This window comes from Streptomyces sp. NPDC047971, assembly GCF_040653355.1.
Classification (GTDB): domain Bacteria; phylum Actinomycetota; class Actinomycetes; order Streptomycetales; family Streptomycetaceae; genus Streptomyces.
In genome coordinates, this window is record NZ_JBEZNW010000047.1 from 38,856 (window position 1) to 50,387 (window position 11,532).

The 11,532-nt window shown below is 71.2% G+C and carries 11 protein-coding genes; all 11 read left to right on the forward strand.

Features of this window, described 5'->3' with window-relative positions; genetic code table 11:
• Positions 1–5 precede the first annotated feature (5 nt).
• Positions 6–521: a MaoC family dehydratase gene (locus AB0D99_RS31060; RefSeq protein WP_362369750.1), complete on the forward strand. Its 516-nt coding sequence runs from the start codon at positions 6–8 to the stop codon at positions 519–521.
• Positions 522–565: 44 nt separating this feature from the next.
• A complete protein-coding gene (locus tag AB0D99_RS31065; RefSeq protein ID WP_362369753.1) occupies positions 566–1,432 on the forward strand; it encodes an SAM-dependent methyltransferase in 867 nt (288 codons plus the stop codon).
• Positions 1,429–2,472, forward strand: a complete 1,044-nt coding sequence (locus AB0D99_RS31070) for a methyltransferase domain-containing protein (RefSeq protein WP_362369756.1) — start codon at positions 1,429–1,431, stop codon at positions 2,470–2,472. The genes AB0D99_RS31065 and AB0D99_RS31070 overlap by 4 nt, the downstream gene beginning before the upstream one ends.
• Positions 2,473–2,499: 27 nt before the next feature.
• Complete coding sequence (locus tag AB0D99_RS31075) at positions 2,500–3,393, forward strand: diiron oxygenase (RefSeq protein WP_362369758.1); 894 nt, start codon at positions 2,500–2,502, stop codon at positions 3,391–3,393.
• Between the two features lie 38 nt (positions 3,394–3,431).
• On the forward strand, positions 3,432–4,337 hold the full coding sequence (locus tag AB0D99_RS31080; RefSeq protein WP_362369761.1) for a hypothetical protein: 906 nt from the start codon (positions 3,432–3,434) through the stop codon (positions 4,335–4,337).
• A 1-nt stretch (position 4,338) separates the two neighbouring features.
• Positions 4,339–4,788, forward strand: a complete 450-nt coding sequence (acpS, locus tag AB0D99_RS31085) for a holo-ACP synthase (RefSeq protein WP_362369764.1) — start codon at positions 4,339–4,341, stop codon at positions 4,786–4,788.
• 14 nt (positions 4,789–4,802) lie between these two features.
• Entirely contained in the window at positions 4,803–5,060 is a 258-nt protein-coding gene (locus tag AB0D99_RS31090; RefSeq protein ID WP_362369767.1) for an acyl carrier protein, read from the forward strand.
• Entirely contained in the window at positions 5,057–6,283 is a 1,227-nt protein-coding gene (metK, locus tag AB0D99_RS31095; protein WP_362369770.1) for a methionine adenosyltransferase, read from the forward strand. Before AB0D99_RS31090 ends, metK begins: the two co-directional genes overlap by 4 nt.
• Before the next feature lie 4 nt (positions 6,284–6,287).
• On the forward strand, positions 6,288–7,271 hold the full coding sequence (locus tag AB0D99_RS31100) for a carbohydrate kinase family protein (RefSeq protein WP_362369773.1): 984 nt from the start codon (positions 6,288–6,290) through the stop codon (positions 7,269–7,271).
• A complete protein-coding gene (metH, locus tag AB0D99_RS31105) occupies positions 7,268–10,723 on the forward strand; it encodes a methionine synthase (protein WP_362369776.1) in 3,456 nt (1,151 codons plus the stop codon). The genes AB0D99_RS31100 and metH overlap by 4 nt, the downstream gene beginning before the upstream one ends.
• A gap of 90 nt (positions 10,724–10,813) precedes the next feature.
• Positions 10,814–11,532, forward strand: a 719-nt coding sequence (locus AB0D99_RS31110) for an adenosylhomocysteinase (RefSeq protein WP_362369779.1), incomplete at its 3' end; no start/stop codon positions are given.

Sequence of the window (11,532 nt, forward strand, 5' to 3'; positions counted from 1 at the left end):
GCGGGATGCGCTACTTCGAGGACTTCCGGCCGGGCGACGTCCATGAACTGGGCACCGTCACCGTCACGACGGAGGAGGTGCAGGAGTTCGGCAGGCGCTTCGATCCGCAGCCCTTCCACACGGATCCCCGACTCGCCGCGCGCTCGCAGTTCGGCGGGCTGATCGCGAGCGGCTTCCACACCCAGGCGATGTTCATGCGGCGCTATGTGGACGGACTGCTCGCCTACAGCGCCTGTATGGGCTCGCCCGGAATCGACGAGGTCCGCTACCTCCGTCCCGTACGACCCGGGGACGTCCTCACCGCCCGCGTGGAGATCCTGGGCTCCACCCCGTCGCCGTTCAACCCCGCCACCGGCACCGTCACACCGCGGTGCACGCTCGTGGCCGCCGACGGGACGGCCGTGTTCAGCATGATCCTGCACAGCATCTTCCGGCGCCGTCCCGCCGGTACCGAGGCCGCCCGTCCGTCGTCGATGCCCGCGGCCGAGGACCCCGTCGCCTGTGCGCGCGTCAGCGCCTGAACACGGCCGTCCGCATCTCTCCATCACATGAAGGGGGACCTCCTGTGGAGGCCGTATCCCGCACCGCCCAGTGGACCGCCGCAGCGCGCGCCCTGGAGACCGAGCGCGAGGACCGGCTGTTCGCCGATCCCTACGCGCGCATCGTCGCCGACGAGATCGGCTTCGAACTGCTCGAGCGCTACGCGGGGGCCGGCACCGTGCCGTTCCTCGCCATCCGCACCACCTACCTGGACCGGGCCATCGTGCGCGCGGTCGAGGAGCGGGGCATCCGCCAGATCGTGTTCCTCGCCGCCGGCATGGACACCCGATTCTTCCGCCTGCCCTGGCCCGACGGCGTGACCGTCTACGAGCTCGACCGCCCCGCCCTCCTGGAGGCCAAGGCGACGATGCTCGCGGACGAGCCCCTGCCGGCCGGCCGTGACCGGATCACCGTCCCGGTCGACCTCACCCAGGACTGGACCGGCCCTCTGAAGGAGGCCGGCTGGAAGAGCGACGAGCCCGTCCTGTGGGTGGTCGAGGGTCTGCTGTTCTTCCTGCCCGAGGAGGCCGTGAGGACCCTCATCTCGACCCTCTCCGCCCACGCGGCGCCCGGCTCCGTGCTCCTCGGCGACGTCATCTCCCGGGCCGCCCTGGAGAACCCGCTGTCGCGCCCGTTCCTCAGCGCGCTGCGGGAGGACGACAACCCGTGGCTCTTCGGCACCGAGGACCCGGAGGCGCTGCTCGCCGCCTGCGGCTGGGAGGTGCGCGAGGTCAAGCAGCCCGGTGAGGAAGGCGCCGACTTCGACCGCTGGCCCTACCCCGTCCCGTCGCGCAACGTCCCGGGCGTCCCGCGGTCCTTCCTGTTCACCTGCGACCTGCCGGGAGCCTCCGGCACCGGCTCGGAGCCGGCCCGAGAGGAGACTCCCGCATGAGCGCCCACGCGTTCCACCAGAAGGTCATCACCGACGCCGGCGCCGCCGTCCGCGGTCTGACCGTCGCCCTCGGCGAGCGGCTCGGCCTCTACAAGGCCCTCGCCGAGTCCGGCCCGCTCACCTCCGGGCAGCTCGCCGAGAAGACCGGCACCGACCCCCGCTACATCGAGGAGTGGCTGCACGCCCAGCTCTCCGCCGGATACGTCGAGCGCCACCCGAGCGCCGCCACGTACACGCTCCCCGCCGACCACGTCGAGGTCCTCGCCGACCCGCGGGCCGTCACCTACGCCGCCGGGTTCTTCACCGCCCTCAAGGCGCTGTACGCCACCGAGGACCTGCTCGTCGAGGCGTACCGCACCGGCGACGGCGTCGGCTGGGCCGAGCACGACGCCGCGCTCGACACCGGCATGGGCTCCTTCTTCCAGCCCACGTACGAGCACAGACTCGTCCCGGACTGGCTGCCGGCCCTGCACCAGGTCACGGAGAAGCTCGCCGCCGGCGGCACGGTCGCCGACGTCGGCTGCGGGGTCGGCCACACCACCCTGCTGATCGCCAGGGCGTTCCCCGAGGCCACCGTCCACGGCTTCGACTACTCGGAGGAGGCCGTCTCCCTCGCCCGGCAGCTCGCCGAGGAGGCCGGCCTGTCCGACCGCGTCGTCTTCGAGGTCGCCTCCGCCGACGACTACCCCGGCTCCGGCTACGACCTGGTCTGCTTCTTCAACGCCCTGCACGACATGGGCGACCCGGTCGCCGCCGCCCAGCACGTCCACAAGTCCCTGGACGCGGACGGCACCTGGATGCTCGTCGAGTCGAACGTCTCGCCCGCCGACATCGACACCGACACCCCCGCCGCCCGCATGTTCATGGCCCTGTCCGCCGTGATGTGCCTGCCCGTCGCGGTCGCCCAGCGCGGCCCGCACGCGCTCGGCAACCACTCCGGCGAGAAGGCGTTCCGCGCGATCGCCGAGGAGGCCGGCTTCACCCGCTGGCGCCGTGCCACCGAGACCCCGGTCAACGCGGTCTACGAGGTCCGGCCCTGACCGCCTTCCCCGTCCCTAGGAGCTCTCATGGGCGTCAGTGCCCCCCTGCCCGTCACCGACCGCTTCATGGACGTACTGGAGCGGCTCAGCTCCCGCTCCATCGAGGAGTACTACAACCCCTACCAGCAGTTCGACTGGCCCGACCGGCTGGAGGAGGACCGGCTGTGGATGACGCCGGAGCTGCTCACCGTCCACGGCACCCCGTACTACGACGAGCTCGGTGAGGAGACGATCCGGAAGCTGTCGAAGTGGGAGTCGATCAACTTCTACAGCCTCAACGTGCACGGCATCCGCGAGCTCCTGATCGAGGTCGTCGGCCGCATCCACATGCCGGGCTTCGAGGTCCCCTCGGACTTCTTCCACCACTTCATCGGCGAGGAGAACGAACACATGTGGTTCTTCGCCGAGTTCTGCCGCCGCTACGGCAACAAGATCTACGGCTCCACCGCCATGCGCGCCGACTCCGCCTGGGAGCCGGAGGTGGAGAACTTCCTGGTCTTCGCCCGCATCCTGTTCTTCGAGGAGCTGGTCGACCACTACAACACGCGCATGGCGCGGGACGACTCCCTGTGCCGCACCATCCGCGAGGTCAACCGCATCCACCACCAGGACGAGTCCCGCCACATCGCCTTCGGCCGCGAGCTCGTCTCGCTGCTCTTCAGCCGGATGCGCGAGGCGGTGCCCGCCGAGCGGGTCGCCGAGGTCGAGGCGTATCTGAAGCGGTACGTCGTCTACAGCGTCAACTCCCTCTACAACCCGCACGTCTACCGCGACGCCGGCATCGCCGACCCGCTGGGCCTGCGCAACGCGCTGGTCGCCGACGAGCGCCGCCGCCCGTACGAGCGCAAGGCGATCCGCAAGCCGCTCGCCTTCTTCCTGAAGACCGGGATCTTCTCCGACGACACCCTGCCCGTCGTCTGACGGCCGCCGGACCGTCGCACCCGAGAGGTGAATCCACCATGACCGTGACGACCCCCGCGAGCGTCGGGGCCCCCGGGGAAGCGGGCGGACTGCCGTCCCTCGGCCCCGAGGCGACCGCGCTGCTGCGGCTGCTCGACGACACCTTCGAGAGCTGGGGAGTGACCGCGGGCGCCCGCCCGATGACCATGCCCCCGCTGCTGCCCGCCGCCGACCTGGCCCGGCTCGACTACTACGACAACTTCCCCCACCAGGCCGTCGTCGCCGCCCCGCTCGACCTGGAGCGCCGCGAGACCTCGGCCTTCTGTTCCGACACCGGCTGCTTTCCGTGCGACGCGCTCCAACCCGCCGCGCTCGGACTGCCCTCGGCGTCCTGCTACGCCGTCTACCTCGACCACCAGGGCCGCCGGGTCGCCGACGACACCCTCGTGACCATCTGCTCCTGGTGCTTCCGCAAGGAGACCCACTACGAAGGCATGCGGCGCCAACTCGGTTTCCGGATGCGGGAGATCGTCGCCATCGGCGGGCGCGAGCACGCCGAGACGCATCTCGCCGGCTTCACCGACCGCATCCACGCCTTCGCGGCGGCGCTCGACCTGCCGCTGCGCCGGGAGGCCGCCTGCGACCCGTTCTTCGACAAGGGCGGATCCAAGGCGGTGCTCCAGCGCCTCACCCCGGTGAAGCACGAGTTCCTGTACGAGGACCTGGCGATCGCCTCGGTCAACACCCACCGCAACTTCTTCGGCGAGCGCTGCGCCATCACCCTGGCGTCGACCGGCGGACCCGCGTTCACCAGCTGCGTCGCCTTCGGCCTCGAACGCTGGCTGTCCGCGCTGACCCGGCGCCACGGCGGCTGGGAAGCGGCCACCCGGGCGGTCCTCGACGCGAACGCCCGGATGCGGGCCGACGCGAGTGACGTCAGCGTGGCGGCCGGGCCGGTGATCTGACGTGCCGGCCCGACCTGCCGCCCCGCCGGCGGGCGGCCTGGGCTGGGCGAACCTCGGCATGGACATCGTGTCCGTCAACCGTGTCCGCCGGCTTCTCGCCGCCTACGGCGAGACGTTCTTCGAGCGGATGCTCACCCCCGGCGAACTCGCCGACTGCCGCACCTCCACCGGGCTCGACGTGCTGAGCCTGTGCGGACGGATCGCGGCCAAGGAAGCGGCCTTCAAGACCCTCCGGGTCAGGGGCAGGTTCCTGCCCTGGCCGGACATCGTCGTACGGCGCTCCGAAGGCGGCTGGCCCCTCGTGGAGCTGCACCGGAGCGCGGCCGAGATGGCCGCCGAGACCGGCATCACCGAGATCACGGTGTCCATCAGCCACGACGTGGACTACGCCGTGGCGGTCGCCGCTCCGATCATCGCCGCGCCCCCCACCCCTTCCGTACCCCGCAGTTGACAAGGAGAGCACTCATGGCCGACGGCCTGCAGCAGGTGAAGAACTGGATCCTGGAGCGCCACCCCGAGCGCGAGGACATCGCCCCCGACCTCGACCTGATCGAGAACCGTCTCATCGACTCGCTGTCCTTCGTCGAGTTCGTCTTCCTGCTGGAGCAGGAGAGCGGCCGGTCCATCCAGATGGAGACCCTGGAGGTCGAGGAGATCAGGACCCTCGCCGCGATCGGGACCCACTTCTTCGCCGACACACGCCAGGAGGTGGGCCGGGCATGAGCAGCCGGCGCCTGTTCACCTCGGAATCGGTGACCGAGGGACATCCCGACAAGATCGCCGACCGGATCAGCGACACCATCCTCGACGCGCTGCTCGCCGACGACCCCGGTGCGCGCGTCGCGGTGGAGACGCTGCTGACCACCGGGCTCGTGCACGTCGCGGGCGAGGTGACCACCACCGCGTACGCCCCGATCGCGCAGCTGGTCCGCGAGGCGATCCTCGACATCGGCTACGACTCCTCCCTCAAGGGCTTCGACGGCGCATCCTGCGGCGTGTCGGTGTCGATCGGCGCGCAGTCGCCGGACATCGCCCAGGGCGTGGACACGGCCTACGAGAGCCGGGTCGAGGGCGGCTCGGGCGCACTCGACGCGCAGGGCGCGGGCGACCAGGGCCTGATGTTCGGCTACGCCTGCGACGACACGGCCGAGCTGATGCCGCTGCCGATCGCGCTGGCGCACCGGCTGGCCCGGCGGCTGACGGAGGTCCGCCGGTGCGGGACCGTCCCGTATCTGCGGCCCGACGGCAAGACGCAGGTCACCATCGAGTACGACGGCGACCGGCCCGTGCGGCTCGACACGGTGGTGGTCTCCTCGCAGCACGCGGCCGACATCAGCGTCGAGGGGCTGCTCACCCCGGACATCCGGGAGTTCGTCGTCGAGGCGGAGCTGAAGGCGCTCGCCGAGGAGGGCGTCAACCTGGAGTCGGACGGCTACCGGCTGCTCGTGAATCCGACCGGGCGCTTCGAGGTCGGCGGCCCGATGGGCGACGCCGGTCTGACCGGCCGGAAGATCATCATCGACACGTACGGCGGCATGGCCCGGCACGGCGGGGGCGCGTTCTCCGGCAAGGACCCGTCGAAGGTGGACAGGAGCGCGGCCTACGCGATGCGCTGGGTCGCGAAGAACGTCGTCGCGGCGGGCCTCGCGCGCCGCTGCGAGGTGCAGGTCGCGTACGCGATCGGCAAGGCGGAGCCGGTGGGTCTGTTCGTGGAGACCTTCGGCACGGGCACGCTGCCGGACGAGGAGATCCAGGACGTGGTGGGCGAGGTCTTCGACCTGCGGCCGGCCGCGATCATCCGCGACCTCGACCTGAAGCGCCCCATCTACGCCCAGACCTCGGCGTACGGCCACTTCGGCCGCGAACTCCCGGACTTCACCTGGGAGCGGACCGACCGCGTGGAGGCCCTGAGGAAGGCTGCGGCGAGCCGGGGCAAGGGGGTCTGAGGGCATGCGTGTCGCTGTCACGGGATCCATCGCGACCGACCATCTGATGACCTTCCCCGGCTGGTTCAGCGAGCAGCTGCTCGCCGACCGGCTCGACCGGGTCTCCCTGTCGTTCCTCGCCGACAACCTGGAGGTCAGGCGTGGCGGAGTGGCAGCGAACATCGCCTTCGGGCTCGGCGTCCTCGGACTGCGCCCGGTCCTCGTGGGCGCTGTGGGCGCGGACTTCGAGCCGTACCGGATCTGGCTGAAGGACCACGGTGTGGACACGGACTCGGTGCGCGTCAGCGCGTCGCTCCACACCGCGCGCTTCGTCTGTACCACCGACCGGGCGCAGAACCAGATCGCCACCTTCTACGCCGGAGCGATGGCCGAGGCCCGTGAGATCGATCTGCGGGAGGTCGTCGCCCGGACCGGGCGTCTGGATCTGGTCCTGGTCTCGCCGGACGATCCCGAGGCCATGCTCCGGCACACCCGCACCTGCCGCGAACTCGGGATCCCGTTCGCCGCCGACCCGTCGCAGCAGCTGGCGCGGCTCGGCCGGGCGGAGGTGCGGGAGCTGGTGGACGGCGCGCGGTGGCTGTTCTCCAACGAGTACGAGACGGCTCTCCTCGGCGAGAGGTCGGGCTGGTCGGAGGCGGAGACCCTGCGCCGGGTCGGCGCCTGGGTCACCACGCACGGCGAGGCCGGCGTCCGGATCCGCGGCGCGGGCCGGGACGCCCTGGCCGTGCCCGCGGTGCCGGTGCCCGGGGTCGTCGACCCGACCGGCGTGGGCGACGGCTTCCGCGCCGGGTTCCTCGCCGGCACGGCGTGGGGCGTTCCCGAGCGGTGCGCGGCGCAGCTGGGCTGCGCGGTCGCCGCCACCGTCCTCGACTACGTGGGGACACAGGAGTACCGGCTGCACCGCGAACCTCTCCTGGACCGGATCAGGACGGCGTACGGCATGGGCTGCACGGCCGAACTGCTGGGTCACCTCCGGGGGTTGTCATGAGGTGGTCGCTGCGGGACGAGTTCGCCACCCGGGTCGTCGTCGCCGACGGGGCGATGGGCACCATGCTCCAGGCCGCCGACCCGACGCTGGACGACTTCCAGAACCTGGAGGGCTGCAACGAGATCCTGAACCTGACGCGGCCGGACATCGTCGCCTCCGTCCACGACGCCTACTTCTCCGTCGGTGTGGACTGCGTCGAGACCAACACCTTCGGCGCGAACCTGGCCGCCCTCGCCGAGTACGGCATCGAGAACCGGGTCTACGAGCTGTCCGAGGCCGGTGCCCGGATCGCCCGCGCCGCCGCCGACGCCCACACGGCCCGCGACGGGCGGCCCCGCTGGGTCCTCGGCTCCATGGGCCCCGGCACGAAGCTGCCGACCCTCGGCCACATCACGTACGAGCCGCTGCGCGAGGCGTACCGGCAGAACGCCGAGGGGCTGGTGCGGGGCGGCGCCGACGCCCTGCTGATCGAGACCTCGCAGGACCTGCTCCAGACGAAGGCGGCCGTCGTCGGCGCCCGCCGCGCACTGGAGTGGTGCGGACTCGACCTGCCGCTGATCGTCCAGGTGACGGTGGAGACGACCGGGACGATGCTGCTCGGCTCGGAGATCGGGGCGGCGCTCACCGCCCTGGAGCCGCTCGGCATCGACATGATCGGGCTGAACTGCGCGACCGGACCCGCGGAGATGGCCGAGCACCTGCGGTATCTGGCGCGGCACGCGGGGATCCCGGTGTCGGTGATGCCCAACGCCGGACTGCCGGTGCTGACCTCGGACGGCGCGCACTATCCGCTGTCGCCCGCCGAACTGGCCGACGCCCAGGAGCGCTTCGTACGGGAGTACGGGCCGGCGCTCGTCGGCGGCTGCTGCGGGACCACGCCGGAGCATCTGCGCGAGATCGTGGAGCGGGTCCGGGGCGCGGCCGTGCCGGCCCGGACGCCGGTCGCGGAACCGGGCGCCTCGTCGCTCTACAGCCATGTGCCGTTCCGCCAGGACACCTCCTACCTGGCGATCGGCGAGCGGACGAACGCCAACGGGTCCAAGAAGTTCCGTGAGGCCATGCTGGAGGGCCGCTGGGACGACTGCGTGGAGATGGCGCGCGACCAGATCCGCGAGGGCGCCCACATGCTCGACCTGTGCGTGGACTACGTCGGCCGGGACGGTACGGCGGACATGGCCGAGCTGGCGGGGCGGTTCGCGACCGCCTCGACGCTGCCGATCGTGCTGGACTCGACGGAGATCGGCGTGCTGCGGGCCGGGCTGGAGAAGCTCGGCGGCCGGGCGGTGGTCAACTCGGTCAACTACGAGGACGGAGACGGGCCGGAGTCCCGGTTCGCGCGGGTCACGGCGTTGGCGAAGGAGCACGGGGCCGCCCTGATGGCCCTGACGATCGACGAGGAGGGGCAGGCCCGCACGGTCGAGGCGAAGCTCGCGATCGCGGAGCGGATCATCGCCGATCTGACGGGGAGATGGGGCATCAGGGAGTCGGACATCCTGATCGACTGTCTGACGTTCACGATCTGCACCGGCCAGGAGGAGTCCCGGCGGGACGGAATCCACACCATCGAGGCGATCCGGGAGCTCAAGCGCCGGCACCCGGACGTCCAGACGACGCTGGGCCTGTCCAACATCTCCTTCGGGCTGAACCCGGCCGCGCGGATCGTGCTGAACTCGGTCTTCCTCGACGAGTGCGTGAAGGCCGGGCTCGACTCGGCGATCGTGCACGCCTCGAAGATCCTGCCGATCGCCCGGCTGGAACCGGAGCAGGTCGAGGTCGCGCTCGATCTGATCCACGACCGGCGGCGGGAGGGGTACGACCCGCTGCAGCGTCTCCTCGAACTCTTCGAGGGCGCGACGGCGACGTCACTGAAGGCGGGGAAGGCCGAGGAACTGCTCGGGCTGCCGCTGGAGGAACGGCTGAAGCGCCGCATCGTCGACGGCGAGAGGAACGGTCTGGAGGCCGATCTCGCGGAGGCCCTGGAGGGGCGCCCGGCGCTGGAGATCGTCAACGACATCCTGCTGGACGGGATGAAGACGGTCGGCGAGCTGTTCGGCTCGGGCCGGATGCAGCTGCCGTTCGTGCTCCAGTCGGCCGAGGTCATGAAGACGGCCGTGGCGTATCTGGAACCGCACATGGAGAAGTCGGACGCGGAGGGCAAGGGCACGATCGTGCTCGCGACCGTCCGGGGCGACGTCCACGACATCGGCAAGAACCTCGTCGACATCATTCTGTCCAACAACGGCTACAACGTCGTGAACCTCGGCATCAAGCAGCCGGTCTCCGCCATCCTGGACGCCGCCGAAGAACACCGCGCCGACGTCATCGGCATGTCCGGCCTGCTGGTCAAGTCCACGGTGATCATGAAGGAGAACCTGGAGGAGCTGAACGGCCGCGGGCTCGCTCCGAAGTTCCCCGTGATCCTCGGTGGCGCGGCACTGACCAGGGCGTACGTCGAGCAGGACCTGCACGAGCTGTACGCGGGCGAGGTGCGCTACGCCCGGGACGCCTTCGAGGGCCTGCGGCTGATGGACGCGCTGATGGCGGTCAAGCGGGGCGTCCCGGGAGCCGTGCTCCCGGAGCTGAAGCGGCGCCGGGTGACCCGGCGGGACGCGCCCGCCCCGGAGGTGCGGGAGCCGGAGCCGCCGGGCCGCTCGGACGTGGCCCGCGACCTTCCCGTACCGGAGCCGCCGTTCCTCGGCACGCGGGTCGTCAAGGGCATCCAGCTCGCCGAGTACGCGTCCTGGCTCGACGAGAACGCCCTGTTCAAGGGCCAGTGGGGGCTGAAGGACGCCGGGACCGTCGAGTCGGAGGGCCGGCCGCGGCTGCGCGGCCTGCTGGACCGGCTGCAGACCGACCAGCTCCTCGAAGCGGCCGTGGTGCACGGCTACTTCCCCTGTGTGTCCAAGGGCGACGACCTGATAGTCCTGGACGAGGACGGAGGCGAGCGGACCCGCTTCTCCTTCCCCCGCCAACAGCGGGGCCGCCGCCTCTGCCTGGCCGACTTCTTCCGCGCGGAGGACTCCGGCGAGGTGGACGTCCTCGCGCTCCAGGTCGTCACCGTCGGCTCACGGATCGGCGCCGAGACGGCGCGGCTCTTCGCCGCCGACCGCTACCGCGACTATCTCGAACTCCACGGTCTGTCCGTGCAGTTGGCCGAGGCGCTCGCCGAGTACTGGCATGCCCGGGTGCGCGCGGAGTGGGGCATCGGGGGAGCGGACCCGGCGGGCATCGAGGGGATGCTGCGCACCGAGTACCAGGGCTGCCGCTACTCGCTCGGCTACCCGGCCTGCCCCGACCTGGAGGACCGGGCGAAGATCGCCGGGCTGCTGCGGCCCGAGCGGATCGGGGTCGAGCTGTCGGAGGAGTACCAGCTGCACCCCGAGCAGTCGACGGACGCGATCGTCGTCCACCACCCCGAGGCGAGCTACTTCAACGCGGGGGGCCGGCGGTGACCCGGACGGCGGCGCCGGCCGCGTCGGGCCGGCCCGCCCCGGCCGCCCCGGAAACCCATCGAACGATTCCGCACTCAAGGAGCGTTGCCCATGTCTGACGCGTTCACCGACTACAAGGTCGCCGACATCTCGCTCGCCGGCTTCGGCCGCAAGGAGATCACCCTCGCCGAGCACGAGATGCCGGGGCTGATGGCGATCCGCCGCGAGTACGCCGAGCGGCAGCCCCTCGCCGGCGCCCGGATCACCGGCTCGCTGCACATGACCGTGCAGACCGCCGTCCTGATCGAGACGCTCGTCGCGCTCGGCGCCGAGGTCCGCTGGGTGTCGTGCAACATCTACTCGACCCAGGACCACGCGGCCGCCGCGATCGCCGCGGCCGGGATCCCGGTCTTCGCCTGGAAGGGCGAGACCCCGGAGGAGTACTGGTGGTGCACGGAGCAGGCCCTCACCTGGCCGGACGCCCCGGGCCCCAACATGATCCTGGACGACGGCGGTGACGCCACCCTCCTCGTCCACAAGGGCGTGGAGTACCAGAAGGCCGGCGAGGTCCCGGACCCCTCGACCGCGGACAACGACGAACTGCGCGCCGTCCTCGCGCTCTTGCGGCGCACCTCGATCGACTGGACGGCGCTCGCGTCCGAGATCCGCGGCGTGACCGAGGAGACCACGACCGGTGTCCACCGCCTGTACGAGATGCACCGCGAGGGCGCGCTGCTCTTCCCGGCGATCAACGTGAACGACGCCGTGACGAAGTCGAAGTTCGACAACAAGTACGGCTGCCGCCACTCCCTGATCGACGGCATCAACCG